This is a genomic window from Acinetobacter sp. 797_lipA (genome assembly GCF_058243025.1).
Map to the genome: position 1 here is coordinate 779,530 of NZ_JBZAYQ010000001.1, position 20,191 is coordinate 799,720.

19 protein-coding genes are annotated in these 20,191 nt (G+C 35.8%); 6 read left to right on the forward strand and 13 right to left on the reverse strand.

Annotated features, from left to right (window positions below):
• The first annotated feature begins 65 nt into the window (after positions 1-65).
• Entirely contained in the window at positions 66-1,010 is a 945-nt protein-coding gene (locus tag AC4CU2_RS03745; RefSeq protein ID WP_490768289.1) for a hypothetical protein, read from the forward strand.
• Positions 1,011-1,036: 26 nt separating this feature from the next.
• On the opposite strand, the gene AC4CU2_RS03750 is transcribed toward AC4CU2_RS03745, so the two are convergent.
• Positions 1,037-1,708, reverse strand: coding sequence for a hypothetical protein (locus tag AC4CU2_RS03750; protein ID WP_490768290.1), 672 nt, complete (start codon positions 1,706-1,708; stop codon positions 1,037-1,039).
• Between the two features lie 127 nt (positions 1,709-1,835).
• Between AC4CU2_RS03750 and AC4CU2_RS03755 the strand changes: the two genes are divergently transcribed.
• The gene (locus AC4CU2_RS03755) at positions 1,836-2,864 is read left to right on the forward strand and encodes an IS701 family transposase (RefSeq protein ID WP_007116247.1); all 1,029 of its coding nucleotides are present in this window, start codon (positions 1,836-1,838) and stop codon (positions 2,862-2,864) included.
• 13 nt (positions 2,865-2,877) lie between these two features.
• Here the strand turns inward: AC4CU2_RS03755 and AC4CU2_RS03760 are convergent, their stop codons facing one another.
• Positions 2,878-3,159 carry a hypothetical protein gene (locus tag AC4CU2_RS03760; protein WP_490768291.1) on the reverse strand — a complete coding sequence of 94 codons (282 nt, stop codon included), beginning with the start codon at positions 3,157-3,159 and terminating at the stop codon, positions 2,878-2,880.
• Between the two features lie 202 nt (positions 3,160-3,361).
• Here AC4CU2_RS03760 and AC4CU2_RS03765 point away from each other — a divergent pair, with 202 nt between their 5' ends.
• Positions 3,362-4,387: an IS30-like element ISAba125 family transposase gene (locus AC4CU2_RS03765; protein ID WP_010326927.1), complete on the forward strand. Its 1,026-nt coding sequence runs from the start codon at positions 3,362-3,364 to the stop codon at positions 4,385-4,387.
• On the opposite strand, the gene AC4CU2_RS03770 is transcribed toward AC4CU2_RS03765, so the two are convergent.
• A complete protein-coding gene (locus AC4CU2_RS03770) occupies positions 4,322-4,942 on the reverse strand; it encodes a TniQ family protein (RefSeq protein ID WP_490768292.1) in 621 nt (206 codons plus the stop codon). The genes AC4CU2_RS03765 and AC4CU2_RS03770 overlap by 66 nt on opposite strands.
• Between AC4CU2_RS03770 and AC4CU2_RS03775 the strand changes: the two genes are divergently transcribed.
• Positions 4,925-5,857, forward strand: coding sequence for an IS5-like element ISAba12 family transposase (locus AC4CU2_RS03775; RefSeq protein ID WP_063454701.1), 933 nt, complete (start codon positions 4,925-4,927; stop codon positions 5,855-5,857). The two genes, AC4CU2_RS03770 and AC4CU2_RS03775, sit on opposite strands and share 18 nt — an antisense overlap.
• Positions 5,858-5,864: 7 nt before the next feature.
• On the opposite strand, the gene AC4CU2_RS03780 is transcribed toward AC4CU2_RS03775, so the two are convergent.
• From AC4CU2_RS03780 to AC4CU2_RS03800, 5 genes are all read right to left on the reverse strand, one after another.
• On the reverse strand, positions 5,865-6,236 hold the full coding sequence (locus AC4CU2_RS03780; protein ID WP_490768293.1) for a hypothetical protein: 372 nt from the start codon (positions 6,234-6,236) through the stop codon (positions 5,865-5,867).
• Positions 6,237-6,247: 11 nt separating this feature from the next.
• Positions 6,248-7,189 carry a TniB family NTP-binding protein gene (locus AC4CU2_RS03785; protein ID WP_490768294.1) on the reverse strand — a complete coding sequence of 314 codons (942 nt, stop codon included), beginning with the start codon at positions 7,187-7,189 and terminating at the stop codon, positions 6,248-6,250.
• Positions 7,176-9,056, reverse strand: a complete 1,881-nt coding sequence (locus tag AC4CU2_RS03790) for a TnsB C-terminal domain-containing protein (RefSeq protein ID WP_490768295.1) — start codon at positions 9,054-9,056, stop codon at positions 7,176-7,178. The genes AC4CU2_RS03785 and AC4CU2_RS03790 overlap by 14 nt, the downstream gene beginning before the upstream one ends.
• 1 nt (position 9,057) lies before the next feature.
• Positions 9,058-9,762, reverse strand: coding sequence for a hypothetical protein (locus AC4CU2_RS03795; RefSeq protein WP_490768296.1), 705 nt, complete (start codon positions 9,760-9,762; stop codon positions 9,058-9,060).
• A 240-nt stretch (positions 9,763-10,002) separates the two neighbouring features.
• Positions 10,003-10,269 (reverse strand): hypothetical protein, encoded by a 267-nt coding sequence (locus AC4CU2_RS03800; protein ID WP_490768297.1) that lies wholly within the window; start codon positions 10,267-10,269, stop codon positions 10,003-10,005.
• A gap of 165 nt (positions 10,270-10,434) precedes the next feature.
• Between AC4CU2_RS03800 and AC4CU2_RS03805 the strand changes: the two genes are divergently transcribed.
• Positions 10,435-11,277, forward strand: coding sequence for a hypothetical protein (locus AC4CU2_RS03805; protein WP_490768298.1), 843 nt, complete (start codon positions 10,435-10,437; stop codon positions 11,275-11,277).
• Between the two features lie 115 nt (positions 11,278-11,392).
• Here the strand turns inward: AC4CU2_RS03805 and AC4CU2_RS03810 are convergent, their stop codons facing one another.
• On the reverse strand, positions 11,393-11,635 hold the full coding sequence (locus AC4CU2_RS03810; RefSeq protein ID WP_490768299.1) for a transposase: 243 nt from the start codon (positions 11,633-11,635) through the stop codon (positions 11,393-11,395).
• Between the two features lie 116 nt (positions 11,636-11,751).
• On the opposite strand from AC4CU2_RS03810, the gene AC4CU2_RS03815 reads away from it, so the two are divergent.
• Complete coding sequence (locus AC4CU2_RS03815) at positions 11,752-11,988, forward strand: helix-turn-helix domain-containing protein (protein WP_490768300.1); 237 nt, start codon at positions 11,752-11,754, stop codon at positions 11,986-11,988.
• A gap of 35 nt (positions 11,989-12,023) precedes the next feature.
• On the opposite strand, the gene AC4CU2_RS03820 is transcribed toward AC4CU2_RS03815, so the two are convergent.
• The 4 genes from AC4CU2_RS03820 to AC4CU2_RS03835 all read right to left on the reverse strand — a co-directional run bounded on the left by AC4CU2_RS03820 (position 12,024) and on the right by AC4CU2_RS03835 (position 20,000).
• The gene (locus AC4CU2_RS03820) at positions 12,024-15,281 is read right to left on the reverse strand and encodes a P-loop NTPase fold protein (protein ID WP_490768301.1); all 3,258 of its coding nucleotides are present in this window, start codon (positions 15,279-15,281) and stop codon (positions 12,024-12,026) included.
• A gap of 204 nt (positions 15,282-15,485) precedes the next feature.
• Positions 15,486-16,769: a ribonucleotide-diphosphate reductase subunit beta gene (locus AC4CU2_RS03825; protein ID WP_126037636.1), complete on the reverse strand. Its 1,284-nt coding sequence runs from the start codon at positions 16,767-16,769 to the stop codon at positions 15,486-15,488.
• A gap of 137 nt (positions 16,770-16,906) precedes the next feature.
• Positions 16,907-17,044 (reverse strand): hypothetical protein, encoded by a 138-nt coding sequence (locus AC4CU2_RS03830; protein ID WP_004695369.1) that lies wholly within the window; start codon positions 17,042-17,044, stop codon positions 16,907-16,909.
• A 124-nt stretch (positions 17,045-17,168) separates the two neighbouring features.
• Entirely contained in the window at positions 17,169-20,000 is a 2,832-nt protein-coding gene (locus tag AC4CU2_RS03835) for a ribonucleoside-diphosphate reductase subunit alpha (protein WP_490768302.1), read from the reverse strand.
• Positions 20,001-20,191: the final 191 nt, after the last annotated feature.

Consider the following 20,191-nt stretch of genomic DNA (forward strand, 5'->3'; position numbering starts at 1 on the left):
GAATAATTTTGGTAGAATTATCGTGAAAATTTAAAATAAACAATGATCTATAATCTGAGGAAAATGTGGATTTCATTCTTTTCTTGCTTCAAAAAACAAAAAATCTTCTTGACTATAGTGGGCTATTAACCAAATTTGTTATTGGTTTTGGTATATGCTTGATTCTTATTTACTTTATATACATTGGGTATTTTCCAACTGATTTGTCGTTGGGGGATGGCCTTTTATTCTTTCTTATCACAATTAAATTTTGTTTTGTTTATCTGTTATTTCTAGGGTCACACTATGCTCTTGGAAATACTTTAGTTGGTATATTAAGTGTATTAAAAAATATATGTATCACCTTGTTTTCTTTTAGAGAAAAGTTAGCCAAAAAATTATTGAATCTTTTTTTTATTAAATTAGATTTGAAAGAAAGTGTTGATCGAATTGGAAAATTTTTTATCAAGTTTTTACTTTCAGTTTTTGGCTTGGCCTTTGTGTTTGCTTTTTATGGTGGAAAATTATTGAATTTGATTACAATGATTTTTTTAAGTTTACTGCTAAAATTTTGTATAGATAAATTCATAAAGCATTTAAAAATAGAAAAATTAAATAATGAAGAATTAACTGAAAGTGAAAAGGATGATAAAAATAAAAAGCTTTTAATAATATTGCTTTATATATTAATTGTACCTAGTGCTGTATATCTTTTTTACGCAGGAAAAGAGAGCAATTTTTTAATTACTAATACACTAGGCTCTGTACGAGAAGACGATAAAAATAGCCTTATTTATATCAAATTAGTATTCAAAGATTTTTTTCCTGAAGCCAGAATTGGAGAGAAGAAAGGTGAATACATAGAAATTAAAGATGCTGAAGTCTTGTTAAGAGGTGTTGGGAAAAATGCTTTAGTCCAATATACATCTAAAGCTAAAGATCAAAATGGGAATATGGTTCCTATCAAGGTGAAAGTAGAAATTCCAAATGATTCGCTTTTAATTATACGAAGAACGCATAATCAAAAGTGATAATCAATTTTATAGACTCAATAAATTTAAGCCATTAGACCTAATACATCAGAACGTTTAAAAAGCCTAATTTTTTTATCAGTTTTACCCATGTAATAGGTTTTGATAAGTCCTTGCTTTTGCAAGTTTGTGATATGTGAATGACGCATACTTAGTAATGCACTAGCTTCAGTACCTGTCATATAGACTTCCTTCAATTTAAGTACTTCACTGAGTTCTTCTCGCGGAATGAGCTTCCAATAGACTAAATCTTCAATGCTTAAGAAGCCTGTATTGCACCAATATTTTTTCATCCAGTTCATGGGACAATTTAATTGCTTTGCTGCATCTACATAGGAAATATAATTTTCGCTATTGAGTTTGTTCTTCAGACTTAATAGAGAGCTAGCTTCTATTTGAACTGATAAAGGATTGTTCTTATCTTTGATCAGAATTCCTTTTTGAACAAGTACAGCAACCTTATTGGGGCTGATTTCTAAGAGTGCGGCAGCATTTTTTAAAGAGTAATAATCCTTACTATGCGATATTTCATTTAAGGTATTTTTTTGCCTTCCAGAACGAGTCGGATAACCTTTAATCATAATTAAGTCATCTGGCTTTATATCTTGGACATCAGTCTTTAAAAAAATATTTATTGCAGTTGAATCTATATGTGGACCATTAGTAGGAGTAATACCTAAAGCCCCTAATTTTTCCACTAGATTAGTTGGAGATGCCTTTAGCTGTGTTGCTAGTGGACTAACGAGTATGTAGTTTTCTTTGAATTCATTAGGACTTACGCATTGACGGATTCAAAAAAGTATTAAAATACTTTATAAAGTATCTGTGATCAGACGAATTAAACATGCTTCTACAGCAACTTGTACATTACCCATTTATATGGGCTTTCTCATGACAGAACCGAACTCTATTAGCTGCACACAACTTGCCGAGACTTATAACATCTCGCATGATAGTGTAAATCGCTTTCTAGAACGTGAAGACTACACACCTCACGACCTATATCAAGAAGCAATTCAACATATTGATAATAATAAACTTATAGTCAGTATTGATGATACTGTTTTAGATAAACCCTATAGTCAACATATGGACTTGGTTAGCTATTTTTGGTCAGGCAAACACCACCGATCCGTCAAGGGTATTAATCTCATTACCTTGTATGCGACAGATCAGAATGGTCAAAATATTCCAATTAATTTCCGAATTTATGACAAATCTGAAAGTAAAACCAAGAATGATTACTTTATGGATATGTTAAGTGAAGTACTCAGTTGGGGTGCAAAGATTCAATTTATTACAGGTGATAGTTGGTATTCATCGACTGGAAATCTAAAAACCATAAGAAAATATGGTATTCGATTTATGTTTGGTATCGACTGTAACCGTAAGGTTTCCCCAGAAAAAGGACAATGGTTTCAACTGCGTTTATTGCCAAATTTCCATCAGGGTCAAGTGGTCTGGCTCAAAGATTTTGGCTTTGTACAATTATTTAAGACTCAGTTAAAAGAACAGCAGAGGTTTTATATTGTGCATCAAGATGAAGATGATTTATTGTCCTTTGAGGGTTTTCATGAATTACATTCAAGTCATTGGAAAATAGAGCAATATCACCGGGTGATTAAACAGGTTTGTCATATTGAAAAGTTTCAAGTAAGACGATCTAAACTGATTTTGAATCATATTTTTTCAGCCTTGATGGCCTACGTCGAGATACAAAAGAACCAGTTTGAGCGGATCTTTGAAAATGTATATCGTTGGCAGAAGAAATTATTTAGACCAGTTATCAAAAACTTCATTGATGACTTTATTCTCGATAAAAATCATCTGCTACCACAGAGAATCTATAAATAATAGTGCGTAAGTCCTATTCATTCACCTTTTCTTTTGAATATTTTTTGAAAGTCTGTGGTATTTCATTTGTATTCTCTAATTTGAACCATCCAGCTTTTGCTAGTTTTCTAGCAATGTCATAATTGATATCTAACAACTTAGCAACATCCTTTAATTGCATACTATCATTGTCTGCGGGTGCTTCGATGCTATTGAGAAGTGCAGATTTAGGTTGAGAATATGTATCAATTAAGAAGTGTTCTATGTCTCTGCTAGCAATATCTCCTTTGTAGAGTTCTTTCTGTCCAAGCTTCAAAAAGTCATTTTCTATCAATTTCTCAAGCTCAAATCGAGAAATATTTAAGATCAGTTGTATTTCATAATTTCTAAGATTTCTGGAAATACTATTTTCACTAATTCTATATTCTGAAGAATTCTTTTCGGTGATTTTAATATGCTTGTTGGGCAGAGTAAAACTTGAAGTGCGACATAAACCACCTAATTAATTTAAAGGGTTTATGGAGTATATAAAATTGTCATACCATCATCTTAACTTTGAAGATCGTACTGCATTAATGCTTGAGTCAAGAAAAGAAGGCTTTTCAGCCAGAAAATTTGCTGAACTTATTAAAAGACATCCTAGTACGATCTATCGTGAGCTTAAAAGAAATAGCATCAATGACGTTTATCAAGCTCGATATGCTTCTGATAACACTTTTGCTAGACGTAGACGTGGTCACAGAAAACTCAAAATCGATTCAATCCTCTGGAAATTTATTGTTGAAGCGATCCGTTGTTTATGGTCTCCTCAGCAAATAGCAAAGCGTTTAAAGACATTTCCTGATTTGGATCAAACAATGAATGTAAGCCATACAACGATTTATTCAACGATACGCGCATTACCCAAGGGTGAGTTGAAAAAAGACTTATTATCCTGTCTGCGTCATGAAAATAAAAAGCGAAAAGCTAACGGTGAACCTAAAAAAGATTCTATATTACAGGATATTAAAACTATTCATGAGCGCCCAGCCGAAGTTCAAGAAAGAAAAATACCGGGTCATTGGGAAGCTGATTTAATTAAAGGTAAAGACAATAAAAGTTCGATAGCAACACTTATTGAACGAAATACACGGCTCTGTATCTTGGCAACATTACCTGATGCAAAGGCAGAATCAGTGCGCAAGGCTTTAACTGAAGCTCTGAAATATTTACCTGCAGAACTGCGTAAAACGTTGACCTATGACCGTGGACGCGAGATGGCAGAACATAAAATACTTGAAGAAGATTTAGGCATAGATGTATATTTCTGTGACCCACATTCACCCTGGCAAAAAGGCACATGCGAAAATATGAATGGTTTAATTAGGCAATATTTACCTAAAGGGATTGATTTAAATCAGGCAGATCAGCATTATTTAAATCAAGTTGCCATGTCACTGAATACTCGTCCTAGAAAAGCGTTAGATTGGCTTACACCATTAGAGAAATTTGCTCAGCTTGTTGATTATCATAAGACTTTTCAAACTGTCGCACCTCATGTTTGAATTCGCCTTGAAAAGTTTTTTATGTTTTAGAAATGGTAGCAATAGAATACGTGGATGAGAATTCTCACTTCTATTGTTAATATTTTCACTTAATTTTATGGCAGAAGTCTCTGGGTCAGAAAAATATTCATACACTTTAAAAAAAATATTTTCATTTGTATTGGAATTATCATCTTTTAAGAAAGAATTGAATGCTTTCCAGCATGATGCAAAATCTGAAAAAACTTTATTTGAACTATGAGTCAGTATGTCAAGAAACCAATAGACACTTTCCATTGATTTTACTTTCTGTACAGGTGCTTTATCTAATTTAAAACCGCAGCGAGAACAGTTTAGAACCCCTGTTTTGGGGAGAAGAAAATTCTTACATTGAGGACAAGAATAAATTAACAAACAAGAATGTATTGGACATGCATGTATAGGCTTTAATGTCCATATTTTTCTAAGATATGCTTTTTCAGAAAGACAAGTGGGACAGTAGCGGGCTTTGTTGCACAAACCTATCTGTAAAGGGTTTTTCAGCGATATAATTTTCAAATGAAGAAGCCTACACACAAAATCTACCGCACAACCAATTGGCCCGCATATAACCGAGCACTCATGAGTCGCGGAAATATTGCCATTTGGTTTGATCCTGCTACGCAATGGTATGCGCCATCAAAAGGCAAACAAGGGCGAAATCAAACCTACTCTGACGCAGCCATCCAATGCTGCTTAATGATTAAATCCTTATTCCGTCTGTCTTTACGTATGGTCACTGGCTTTGTGCAAAGTCTGATTAAACTTTGCGGATTAAATTGGATAGCTCCAGATTACACCACGCTTTGTAGAAGACAAAAGCATATTGATATTGTAATCAGCTACCAAAAAAGTAGCGATGGGCTGCATCTACTCATGGACTCTACAGGCATGAAGTTTCTAGGTGAGGGCGAATGGAAACGCAAGAAACATGGACCTGAATATCGTCGCCAATGGCGTAAACTTCATATTGGTATAGATGCTAAAACCCTACAAATACGAGCAGTTCAGCTTACAACCAATAATGTCAGTGATTCACAGGTGCTTGGTGATTTACTTAATCAGATTCCACAAGATGAGCAGATTAACTCTGTTTATACCGATGGAGCTTATGACACCAAGCAATGCCGTCAGGTCATTGCAGATCGGCAAGCGCATGCGGTGATTCCACCTAGAAAAAATGCGAAACCATGGAAAGATACAAAGAGTAGCTCGCTAGAGCGAAATGAATTACTTCGAACAATTAAACGTTTAGGCAGGACACTATGGAAAAAATGGTCAGGCTATCATCGGCGAAGTTTGGTTGAAACTAAGATGCATTGCATCAAATTATTAGGAGATAAACTCAGCGCAAGGAGTTTTGATAGCCAAGTGAATGAAATCCATGCACGTGTAGCAGTCCTTAACAGATTTACGGAATTAGGTCGACCACTTACCCAAGTTACGCCTTAAATTTAGCTCAATTAGGGGCGCTTTGCATTTCAAATCTTTGTGCAACAAAGCCACAGTAGCGTAAACCTTCTAATTCTAATAATTCATGGGGGACTTCAATTGTTCCAATCATTATAGGAGATCTATTGGTTGGCCTTGATCTTTCAAAAGCTAGAAATTTATAAGAACTATCAAGATTTAATACTTCTAACACTTGAGTGAAGCGTTTCATATCAGAAATATGATAATTCAAAGACTGACGAATGATAGATTTATACTTTTCTTTGCCTATTAAATTAAAAATTGAACTATGTGCATTGAGTTCTGCTGTTCTTAACAAGAAACTCATTGGTGACTCATCTTCATGAGGTATTGCTTGTATTAAAAGAGGATTTTGCATAATTCTGACTATTAAATTAATGAAATGATTTGTGAAATGTTCATTTCAAATGGATTTTTATTTTGTTTGCTGATGTATAGCGTGATGCCTAGCTTCCATGCATAACTGAAGTCATTGGAATTTATGATTTGCCTATTATCATTTAAAGCATGTGTAATACTTTCCCTAATCAGGCTCATTACATATGAGTGATAGCCTTTTGTTGCTAGTTGAATTTGCATGCCTACGAGCTGGCTATCTAGAGGTGGTGAGAAAGTGATATTTTGCTTATTGAGTGTTCTTGCAACTTCAGCAAGAAATGCAAACATGCTCCCGCCATTTGAAGGATCAACAGCTAATGGATTAAGGTGGTAGATGAATGGGAATCTACGTGCAATCTGGCTATCAACTTGAAGTAGTGGGACAAACTCAGGTAAACCAACTAAACAAAAACTAATCCCTGTTCGGTTTACTAGCGTTTTAAGCCAATTTCCTGTAGTCCGATTCATTCTTGTAGATGTTGGTTTACGCTCAAATAAATGATGAAATTCATCTAAGAATATAAGTTTGGTTTCGCATTGTGCGAGTAAATAAATAAGCCTGCTAGTTAAGTATTCAGTAGTACCATATCCATTTTCATAAGTTGGATCTCCTAGTTCTTTAAGCATAGTTATTGCTAATGATTTAACTGTAGCAGGCGATGGTACTTCTACATAGCACACAGGAATGATGCTTTTTTTATGATCTTTCTCAATTTTTTCTGTGCGAGGCATCAGACTCAAGATTGTTTTACAGAGGGTGGTTTTTCCAAGTCCCCCTTCAGCAAGAAGCATACTTCCAACAGGTTCACTAAATGAAATACTTCTTTTTACACAATCTTGTATACCTGTGAAAGCGGCCATAAATTCATTAGAAGTAATAACAATATTGTTAATAGATCGAATTTTTTCAAAACGATTCTCAAATTTTTCCATGTTTAAATACCTCCAATGAACCAAATTGATCAATTGGTGTAGGTACATTTACTGAGGAAACAGCTTGTTCAACAATATCCTTGTCTTTTGAGAATAGTTGTTCTTCGATCCTCTGTAGCTGCTTGGGAAGCTCAAGAGTAAGTGGTTTCAATCTTGGCTTTCGTCTCACAAGATTAGTTTGAATCTCATGCATAAGTTTATACAGATAATATAAATCGGACATCGAACCAATTTTTTGTTTATCAGATCGAGATTGGATTTTCTTTAGTTTTTGAACTTCAAGATGGGTTACTCGTGTTAATCCAAATGTATAGTCTTGATTGGTTGAATCTGCTTGAATGATTAAATCTTTCTTGTTGGGATCAATGATAAAAACTTCATTTAAATTTAAATCATCTATAAGCACAGTAACTTTTTTTATGCCTTTAGCTTGTAGTGTAGTTAGAGCATGTGAAAAATAACTAATACCATCTACACGTACTTGACCGTGATTAATGCTTCTTTCAATAGGCCTACGGCATAAAATTTTTGCATCTATATCTGTAAGAAAACTCGGTCGTATATCTTCAATGGCATCTTGCCACATGATGATAGGTGAACGTCCTGTCGTGTGATGGATAGATCGGTGATAAACTTCATGAATCCAAGTATCTATATATTGTTTTAATTGTTCTAAAGTTAATTGTGCAATTTTACTTGAATTATATTCACCTCTATTCGTTGGATTAGAAAAAGTTGTACCCGGTAGTTTTTGTATAATCCCATGTGTGAGCGTACTAAAAAAACGTTCAATATGAGGCTTGTTATTAGGTGTACCTACTTGGGAAGGAGTCAAAGTAATTTTCAGCTGTTCACATACTCGTTCGAGAGCATTGTTTTTAAACTCCACACCATTATCTGGAATGATGATACTTGGGATTCCTCCTGGTAACTTTTGGTTTGGCCGAGTAATCATATCTTTGATAACTTCTAATGTAGTTGCAGCACTAGGGGGGTACATATTGATATAAGTTCCAACAATGGCTCTAGAGTAGATATCAATTGCACATGCGAGAAATGGTCGACCTAAGGCAAGTTTCGTCTTCGGATCAATCACGATTAGATCTAAATAGTGTGTATCAATTTCGACCATATAAAGAGCGAATGGACTAATGATACTTTTGCCAGCAGCTTGAAATTTTTTCTTCGCTATTCGGGACCCTTTTTTTATTTTAAATTCAATATAAGGATCTAATTTTTTGATATGTCGCTGGATACTACGAAGTGTTGGTAACTGTTCTAATGGGATGCCTTGCTCCATGAATCGACCAAGCATATAGGCTTGTACGTCTTTACCACTTCTGTATTCAGGCTTTAAATAGACTTCATTAATTGCTTGATTTAGAATTTGATAAATTTCAGGAGAGAATCGTAAACTGCGATTACCTGAATGTTTATTATGCAAGCACAGTTTATTCTGAGAAGAATTTTTATATTTATTGATCCATCTTGCCACAGTACGGCACGAAGGTGGGTTAAGGTCATTAATATCGGAAGCTATTTGGGGGATTAATTCGGAAAGCAGATTAATACTTGTAGGGTACTCCAATAGTTGTAATGCATTGACAACATAGCGCTCTTTGCGATGAAGTTCTAAACTGTATTTTGGGTTGATTATGAGTTTCTCAGGTGCAAATACACATAAAATTTCACCTAATTTATAGCGACTTTCGAATTCGTTGGGTGTTATTGAAAATGACTTTCCACCAGCTATAGCAGCATACCGAATAGCATTATAGGTTATAGATCCGATTTCAAAAATATAGTCGGGATGTGCTTTAAAATAAAAACGAAAACCAGGTTGAGGTATAAAAAGAGAGTTTTCCATATTAATAGACCTTTCGACTATTCATATTTTCTGAGCGGAGCTTAATTTTTTTATGAAAAAATAAATAATCAGCTAGTTCTTGTTTAAGACCTATTGATTCAAGAGTTTTATAGACTTGCTGTGAAGTATCAAATTCTTCGAAATTTAAGTGACGTAAGGCGTAATTGATTTCGAGGGTGTTCCAATTGAATCTATGTCCTCTTTGATACCAGTAAAGTAGCTGCGAAATTTCTGATTCACTTGGTAAGTCTATGTGATCTATTAGCTTAAAAGTAATATCAATCGAGTGGAGTAGATCAGATAGTATTGCAAAGCGATTTAAATCATCTGTTGATAGTGATGCTATGGATGGTTTGACCTCATGAATCTCATAACTACCTTTTACTGTTTTAACTAAAAAATCTGGAAAACAATATTGTTCATTGATAAGTAAAATTTTTAATGCTTGTGAGCGATAATTTATGATGTTGGGATCTTGTTCTAAATGTATTGCATGTGCCAGTTCAAGACGGCTTTCTAGTGGTATTGCACCGCAACACTTTTGACTAGGGAATAGGGAAGTTCGACGGCCAAAAGCACCTTGATAGATTTTACGTTGCCCATGAAGTGTAGCTGCTACATTTGCTGTTGATTCAAAGGCAATCCTGATTTGTTCAAGGATATTTATTTGAATATCAGTTTTTGAAAAAACTGTTTTATAAGACATATCTGTTTATCCAGAAGTAATCCTATTCTCAATAGATATTTGAGAATGAGTTAATCTGTACTATTACGATTGAATAGCACTTACTTGACTGGTGACGATATAGAGAAGATACTATGATTCTCAGGTCTTTATATGCTTCTATATAAAGTCACGAACGGATCCTTTTTAGGGTCCGTTTTTTATTGATTTTTGGTTTAGTTTTTCATGATGACTCCATAATAATTTTTGAAGAATGAAAATTTAGTGGTTATGGTTCGGATCTAAAGATGAGTTTCTTTGGTTTGCTAGCCATGTAGCAACATCTTTTACTAACGCATATTTTCCACGACGATTTGGGAAAGTGAAAATAGGAATAGGAACGGTTTTACGTGTTAATGCTTGACGAAAAGCATCTGTGGTTTTGTAACCTAAAGCAATTCTTAGAGCATCATCAGCTATTAGTGGGCCGTAACGGTCAAATAGCTCTTTTTCTATTGTTGCTGCATCAACTATTAAATGGTTTTGCATAGGGCTTCTTGTATTATCCTGTCACAACAGAAGCATATATCTTTTAAAAAAAGTTGTGTAGAAAGTAAAGTTAGCTCAATTTTTTACTCTATACAAATTTCTAATTTATTGTTTTTAAATTATAAATAATCATAAGTAGGATTTTTTTTTGAGACTGACTAAAAAATGCAAAATACACAAATGGAAAAAAGAAGTGAGCTAGATATCGTTCGAGTTTCATTATGGTATTGGTATATCAGGGTCAATTTATCTAAAAAATCAGATTATCAAATTGAAAAAGTAATTGAGCCAGATGCTTTTAATAAAAATAAGTATGGTGATGCTTATCATAATAATAAATGGCGAGGTTATCGCTTAGGTAAACATACTCCAAGTCCTATCCTTATAGGCCAAGCAGAATTTCATGTAGAAGGCAGCTCTATGCTTCTTAAACATACTCTTTGGCAAGTCATGAATAACTCCATTAGTATTGATTCGCTGTTAAGTGTTGAGCTTAGAAATCTTTCGTGGGAAGTCCAACGTATTCTTTATAAAGCTAACAAATACGATTGTGGGAGTTTATTAGTTACCAACCTATCTAAAAGAAAATTACGCCAGCTAGAGTGTTTAGCTGGATTGGATGCATTGGCAGCACAGATAATTTTTTTTAAATTAGCTGTTAAAAGTGAAGAGGATACTTCTGCATTAAGTCAGTCTATTTATAGGACTTTACTTATTATGTGTACTGAACTTCCATTTTTTAATTATCGTGCGCACTTTATTTCATTAATTAATTCGAACGTTTTCTCTTTAGTTAGTTCAACAGAGAACGTGTTGGGTAAAAATTTTGTGGATAGTTTTTCGAAAAATGTCAGAATTTTGATAAATCTGTTGTTATCAATGGAAGATACGGGGAAAGTAGGTATTACAAGAAAAGAAAGTATAAGAGCATTATCAAATTTATTGCATGAAACACAAGTTCTAAATATCTTGGAGGGAGATAATCTTTTGACAATAGATGTTATCTAAACTGAATCGAATGCAAATTATCTTTGAAATTTACATTCAGGATTTTTAACGAGAACTATTGGATCGTAAAGAATCGGTGATAAGAGTCGTAGAATTAACAGGTGAGTTAAAAGTTCTACATTTCTAGACGTTTAGATAGTTTTTCTTCCGCATACATTTGTTTGAGAGCTAAATTCTCTTGTTCCAATTTATCTAATCGAATCAGAATTTGCTCATTAACATCTATGTAACTTGCTTTCCAGCGATAGAAAGTAGCTACACTGATTTTGTACTCTTGGCAAAGCTGTTCGATAGTTGCACCTGCCAAATGCTTTTTAATAATGCTATTGATTTGAGTTACAGAAAATTTTTGCTTCACATTGAGTTCCTAAACGATCGTTCAATCATTATCCAAAATAAAAAATCAATAAACAGATAGGGTTAAATGAAAATATCCTATTTTGGGATATTTTTAATTGTAACTGATATTGAGCCATGCGCTCAATACACGATCCTAGGTATCAAGACCTAATTAAGAAACTTATAGAACTTCGTGAGTCTAAAAATGTGACTCAGGTTGAGCTTGCTCGTCGTCTGGAAAAGCCCCAATCGTATGTTTCCAAAGTTGAAATTTTAGAAAGAAGAATAGATATCATTGAGCTAATAGATTGGCTAAAAGTATTGGAAACTGAAATTGCAGATTTTCTTACTTTTTATAGTTTTTCAAATTAAGGGCTTAGAAGTATCTTCTAAGCCCCTTATAAATTTTATTTATAGATGTCATAAAGTTTATTTAGTGCCTTTGTTTCTGGAGAATCCTCTTTAGATTTAAATTCTTCTATCTTGGTAATGACCCTTGAAATGAGACTTTCCGATTTATTTTCTGGTTTACTAGGATTTTTAGTCAGTAACCAATAAATCCGACTCCATTGATTGTTATCTAGCCATAAACTAATTCTTTCAGCTACATATTCAGGAGGAATTAAAGATAAATCTTGGAAATATGGTTGTAGGCATTGGAATCCAATCTCATCAATATGATCTTTAGATTGTTGGAAATATTCATTAAGTATTTTGCTAAAACGGTCCTCTTTATCCAAAAGGTATCCTGAAATTTTATTAAAGCAGTTCCATACCTCTTTCTGATTCGTATCACTATTTCCAATAGCTTGTGATAGCCATAGGAAGAAAGCTTCACTAAATTTGTAATCAAGCTGGATTGGATAGTTAAAGAGCTGGAGAAGCTTTTTATCTTTGGTTAAATCTGTCTCCCAAACCTCTTTGCCAATATTTTTGATGAGCTCAATAACTTTGCTCCGTGTAGGCTCATCTCCATGTTCTAGAAGTAAACATGAACATTCACTATAATCTAATGGGTGATTCTTGTAGATGCTTTGTATTTCAGCATCAAATCCACCCATTGAGCATATTTTACGAATGATATCTGCGATTTGCTGAGTATTTTGAAGATGCGAGTTATATTCATCAATAAAGAGAGCAGTCTCAGATTCTGTGCCAAATAGTTGTTCATGCTCGCTTGATTTGATGATCTCAAGAGCTAAAAGATTTTCTTTATTACGAGCAATTCTTGAAACAAGATCAAGTTTGTTGTATTTAGCTAAAAATTGAATAGTCTGTGAAATTTTTTCTTGAGTGGATTTTTTCCAATAGTCTTTTATATCTTGTCTTTCAAATTGTTTTTGCATTTGAATTTCTTCAGTAAAGAGCAGAGCAACTAAATAATATAATGAGGAGTTCTTTTTTGCCTCTTCGTGGGTTATTGTCTGTTTTAGCTGAACATTGGTCTTTAATATTTCCTCTAAATTACTACAAGAAAAATTAGAAATAAGTGCAAATGATAGTTCATATAATTCATCTATATTTCTAGCTCTTTGATTTACAGCGGTACTAAATAGCTCTATTAGTTTATTTACAAAACCTTCCCATTTAGCTTTATTTTTTACATAAGGAATAGTGTTAATGAGTAAGTTCACATCCTCAATTTTAATTTGAGTGAAATTAGAGAGTGTATTAATGCTCCAAGAAGGAAAATCATTTAAGTTAGGAGTAATCTCTGGGAATAGAATGTTGGTACTTCTCGTTAAATTCAACCATTTTGCCCATTGCTCTTTTTTTAAAGATTGATAAGTCAAAGTAGGAAAGGTACTACCTAAATTACCAACCGTATTAATCAATGTTCTCAATTCTGTTAAAGGATCAGAGTTTTTAATATCTTCAGGTTTTGCTATGACTTGAATACATAGTGTCTTAATGCTATTCACAAGCCATTCTATATCTTTATCTCTTTTTCCTAGGAAAGAAATTAGAGTATTTAATGTTTCACCGTATTTCCAAGCTTCATTCAACTCCCAATTGACAGCTTTTATTGTTTTCCATTGTTTTAAAATTTCTTCCATGTATTGAAACATTTGTTGATCATTGATAGTAAACTCAGAACATATATAATTTGTAAAATGATTTAATTTACCTGATTCAAATGTGCTATTTTTTTCAAGAAAAATCTCCCAATTTGTAGACCATGTAAGCCAAAATACTTTTTTGTGCTCATCAGCAAGATTTCGAAGGTTGTTAGGGGATAACTCGTCTAAAGCAACTAATATAATTTCTTTTAATAAAAGCTCTGCCCCCTTTTCTTTTTCAACTCCAAACAACAAACCAGCCAACTCATACATTAAAAATGTATCTTTGCTGAAAGATAACTTATCGATTTTATTTTCAACTAGAAAATTTTTTAGTTCTGTTCCGCTGTATTGCAGATGTAAAAAGGAATATAACGCAATTGATTTAGTTGAAAATTTCTCTTTCCATCTATAGCCATTTACACCAACTTGATTCACCCAAGCCCGCATTTTTCTAGGTGTAGGCGTGCTATCCTTTATAGCAACGATCCTACTATATTCACTTAATAATATATCTTTGCTATCTTGAGACCAACCTATTAATGATTGATCAATGCTTTGACGACAATACCCGAGCCAATTAGATGTAATAGGTTGAGGAACTTCAACACGTACTTGAAAGCATTTGTCTAAAAAGGATGCAGCTGTTTCTGATTTATCTTTATCCCAGATTGCTGAGAAACCATCTCTATCATACGGCACAATAAACCATATTTTATTTTGCTGGTTATCTCCTGTATTTGATAGTGAACGGTTTTGGAAAAAAGTTTGAAGCGTTGACCAAATACTTTTTGCTTGGTCTGCATCGACACGATCCAAGTTATCTATAATAATAAGGGCTTTGGTATAGTTTTTTGATTTAAAAGAAATTTCTAAAATTTGTTGAAAATAATTTTGAAATTCTATTGATGTTCTTTCACCTTGCTCAGAGATATCTTGGGTGTAGTTTTCAGTTGATTCGGTTCTAAAAAAGTCCCAATTTCTTTGATTTGTAAGAGGATCAAGATCTCCTCTTTTAGACCAATATAGAAGTACCCATACTGGACTGAATAAGAAAATTAAAGATAAAGGGAAAAAGATTAAGAAAGTCCAATAAATTGGATTTGCAGAGTCAAAACTTAATTTATCAAAATTTAGCTTATTAAAAAATGCAATCCCTGCCGGTACTGCAAATGCACAAACAGATAATAATTTACCTAATCTAGATGCAGATTTTTTTGCACTAACCTCTACTGTTTTCTTTCTGCCATTTAATTGTTTTTGTAATTCTTGTAGATCACTATTTTTTGCTTCGGGATCAATTGTCTGAATAAGACTTTCTAAAAAAATTCTTCTAAGAGGATCATCTTCATGAGCCCAAGCATCAAATAGAAAGAATAAAGTAGTCTCGTTGTGTTTAATTAAATTTTGACGAAACATATTTATAACAGTCGACTTTCCTGCTCCCCAAGAGCCTTCTAAACCAATGGTTATATTTCCATTAGAAGAGTTAATAACTTGGTGTAATGTTGCTGCTGAATGTTGATGTGTCTTGTGCTCAAATAAATCTTCAATAGCTGCATCATCATTTAAAATTTTGAATTCGAAAGTTTGTGTTTCTTGCACGTTTAATTACCCGCTATATTTCATTATTAACATTAATCCAAAATTCGTATAATAAAGTTTTGCTTGGATTAATGTAATTTGTCATCTTATAAAAGAAACCGCCATTTAATGGCGGTTTTTTCTCAATGACAACTTATGTGTCGCTCAATGACATTTTATGTGTCGTAAATGACAACTTATGTGTCGCGTGACGCGCGTTTTACCTTACCAGCTCAACGCACCGCCAGTCTGATAATCTGTCACACGCGTTTCGAAGAAGTTCTTCTCTTTACGCAAGTCCATCATTTCAGACATCCACTGGAATGGGTTGTTCACACCAGCAAACTGCTCAGGCAAGCCCAACTGTGCTAAACGACGGTTACAGATGAATTTCAAGTATTCTTCCATCATCGCAGCATTCATACCCAATACACCACGTGGCATAGTGTCACGCGCATATTCGATTTCAAGCATTGTGCCTTCAAGAATCATTTGAATGATTTCTTCTTGGAATTCAGCAGTCCACAAGCTTGGGTTTTCGATCTTGATTTGGTTAATCATATCGATACCAAAGTTCAAGTGCATCGACTCATCACGTAAGATGTATTGGAATTGCTCAGCAACACCATTCATCTTATTACGACGGCCCATCGACAAGATTTGGCTGAAACCACAGTAGAAGAAGATCCCTTCAAGGACACAGTAGAACGCGATCAAGTTACGAAGCAAAATTTGGTCGTTTTCAGGCGTACCTGTTTGGAAAGTAGGATCACTTAAAGACTGCGTATATTTCAAGCCCCAAGCCGCTTTACGCGCAACTGATGGAACTTCGCGGTACATGTTGAAGACTTCGCCTTCATCCATACCTAAAGATTCGATACAGTATTGGTAAGCGTGAGTGTGAATTGCTTCTTCAAACGCTTGACGCAAAATGTACTGACGGCATTCAGGGTTGGTGATGTGACGGTAAATCGCCAATACCAAGTTGTTTGCAACCAATGAGTCTGCTGTAGAGAAGAAACCAAGAGAGCGCATAACAATAGTACGTTCATCTTCAGTTAAGCCATTTTCAGACTTCCAAAGCGCAATGTCATGGTTCATGTTGACTTCTTGTGGCATCCAGTGGTTTGCACAACCGTCTAGATATTTTTGCCAAGCCCATTCGTATTTGAACGGTACAAGTTGGTTTAAGTCCGCACGACAGTTAATCATCGCTTTGTCGTCAACTTGTACACGTTGCGCACCCATTTCTAGTTCTTCTAGACCTGGAGCGACATCTAAACTTTCTAAGGCGTTAGATGCTCTTGCCAACGGATCGGCTGGATTTGTTGATCGGCTTCGAGCGGTTGAAGCGGGTTGTGCAGTTGCCACATTCTTCTGTGGTTGCTCTGCAGCAGATACCATCTGCGGATTAGCCGCTTTTTGCGGTTCGACGGGCGCAGACTTGTGTTCAGGTGCAGCCGGTTTTTGCGAATCATCTTCGAAATCGTCCCAACTTAGGATAGACATATCAATTCTCTCTACGTTGCTTTATATCTTTTATCGACATCCAGCAGTGCTGAGATGTCTTACTATACGCTTAATTTGTGAAAGCAAAATTAAGTTTTGCCAATCATTGTTCTAAAACTGTGCATAGAACGTGATTCTCACGACTTATTTTGCTTTCGCTTTTTGCTTTGGTTTGCTTTTACCCAAAAGTAGGCAATGGGCATATAAAACAAAACCACAAAGGAAATCACCAAGGTCGCAAGACCTAACATATAGTTATGTGTCATATGGAGCATGGTGATTTCCTAGGTTGTCTTTAATTTTTTAATCTCCCTAAATCCCTCTTTTAAAAGAAGGACTTTCACACCTCAATAAGTTTGGTGTAATTCCCCTCCTTTTAGGAGGGGTTAGGGGAGGTTATTACTGACAAGCCTCACAGTCTGGATTGTCAATTGAACATGCCATTGGCACTGGTGCTGCTTGGCCAAAGCCTTCATCTTCAGCAACCACTTCTGGTTTAACTTCCTGAGCAACTGCTGCAACAGGCGCTGTCGTTACAGTTGCAGGTTTTACTGCATTCAATGTACCAGTGTTAATGGTTGATTTCTCAGCAGAAGTTGCACCTAAAGCTCGGAGGTAATACGTCGTTTTCAGACCACGTAACCAAGCCATTTTATAGGTCAAATCCAGTTTCTTACCGTTTGCACCAGAGATGTAAAGGTTTAAAGACTGCGCTTGGTCGATCCATTTTTGACGACGTGATGCAGCATCCACAATCCAGCGTGGCTCAACTTCAAATGCTGTCGCGAAGATTGCTTTAAGCTCTTCAGGAATACGAGAAATCTTCTGAACTGAACCTTCAAAGTGTTTCAGATCATTCACCATCACAGAGTCCCACAGACCACGGTCTTTCAACGCACGTACTAGGTACGGGTTGATTACTGTGAATTCACCTGATAGGTTTGATTTTACATATAAGTTTTGGAATGTTGGCTCAATCGACTGAGACACACCACAAATGTTTGAAATGGTTGCAGTCGGTGCAATGGCCATCACGTTCGAGTTACGCATACCGTCTTTTTGAACTTTGGCACGTAAAGTGTCCCAGTCCAAACGTTGAGTGCGGTCAACTTCAAACATACGTTCAGGACGTGTTTTAGCAACAAGGTCTAGCGAGTCAATTGGCAGGATACCTTGATCCCACAGTGAACCTTTGAATGTCTCATAAGTACCACGTTCAACAGCCAAATCACTTGATGTTGAAATTGCGTAGTAGCTGATCACTTCCATCGATTCATCAGCAAAGTCTACTGCTGCATCAGAACCATAAGCGAGTTGCATTTCATAAAGCGCATCTTGGAAGCCCATGATACCCATACCCACTGGGCGGTGTTTCAAGTTCGAGTTTTTCGCTTGAGGTACAGCGTAGTAGTTAATGTCGATCACGTTATCGAGCATACGAACCGCTGTTTTTACTGTACGTGCAAGCTTTTCACGATCTAACACACCACCTTGAACGTGTTGTACAAGGTTGATTGAACCTAAGTTACATACCGCAATTTCATCTTTGCTTGTATTTAATGTGATTTCTGTACACAAGTTAGAAGAGTGAACTACACCAACGTGTTGTTGTGGTGAACGTAAGTTACATACGTCTTTGAATGTAATCCACGGGTGACCTGTTTCAAACAACATCGACAGCATTTTGCGCCACAAATCTTTTGCACGGATTTTCTTGTGCAACATGTTTGTTTCTTTTGCAATTGCTTCATAGTGTGCATAACGCTCAGCGAATTCTGCACCCATTAAGTCGTGTAGGTCTGGTGTTTCAGACGGCGTGAACAGTGTCCATTCAGCATCTTCAAAAACACGTTGCATAAACAAGTCAGGAACCCAGTTTGCCGTGTTCATGTCATGCGTACGGCGACGGTCATCACCGGTGTTTTTACGTAACTCTAGGAATTCTTCGATGTCCAAGTGCCAAGTTTCAAGGTATGCACAGACTGCACCTTTACGCTTACCACCTTGGTTGACCGCAACAGCAGTATCGTTCGCCACTTTAAGGAATGGAACTACACCCTGAGACTTACCGTTTGTACCTTTGATATACGAGTTCAAGGCACGAACTGGCGTCCAGTCATTACCTAAACCGCCTGCCCATTTAGATAGCATTGCGTTATCACGCATAGCGCCATAAATGTCATACAGGTCATCATCAATGGTCGTTAAATAACAGCTCGACAACTGTGGACGTAGCGTACCTGAGTTAAACAGGGTAGGCGTAGACGCCATGTAATCGAAGCTCGACAATAAGTTGTAGAACTCGATTGCACGTTCTTCACGGTTTGCTTCGTTGAGTGAAAGACCCATCGAAACACGCATGAAGAATAATTGTGGTAATTCGAAACGTACGCCATCTGAGTGGATGAAGTAACGGTCAAATAATGTTTGTAGACCTAAGTACGTAAATTGGTTTGAGCGTTCTGGTTGAATCGCTGCGGCCAATTTCGCAAGGTCAAAGTTAAGAAGCTCTGGTGAAAGTAGGTCTAGCTCAATACCTTTCTTCAGGAAAGTTTCTAAAGCATCACCTTCAACTGTGTCTTCAGACAAGCCAAGGAAAGTTAAACCAGTTGCGACCAATTCATCACGAAGTAGGCGAGCCGTCACGTAGGTATAGTTTGGTTCTTGTTCGATACGTGTACGTGTTGCCATCATCATCGTGGTTGCGATGTCAGATGCTTTTACACCGTTGTAAAGGTTTTTGATGGTTTCATCGATGATCGCTTGAACATTGATGCCTTCTAAACCTTCAGCCGCTTTTGTTACAGTCGCTTCAAGCTTACGCATGTCAAGCGGTTGAAGCTGACCATTGGCGTCAGTGATTTGTAAGGTTGGGTGATGGTTTTCACCTGCTTGTTTACGTGCATCAGCACGTTGATCGCGGTAGATGACATACGCACGAGCAACTTTTTGTTCACCTGTACGCATTAGCGCAAGTTCAACTTGGTCTTGGATTTCTTCGATGTGAATTGTACCGCCAGAAGGTAGGCGGCGACTGAACGTATTTAATACCATCTCGGTAAGTTGAGAAATACGATCGTGGATGCGGCTTGAGTCAGCACTTTGTTGGCCTTCAACAGCCAAAAATGCCTTACCAATGGCAACAGAGATTTTTTCTGCGTCAAAGCTGGCAACATCTCCAGTGCGTTTAATCACCTGAATTTGACCAGGGGTTGAATTCGATACGCTCATGCTAGCATAGCTCCATTTTGTCATCTATTTTTATGTCTATGGACCGTTTGAACTGGGCAATTTTTATGCCACAGTGTTTGAGGTTTAAACACAAGACCTAGTGGTTTAAAAATTAATTGAACACAAGATACGGGAAAATTCAGGGTAGATCAATATTGACATTTTATTAAATATTTTGATCGATCTGGTCT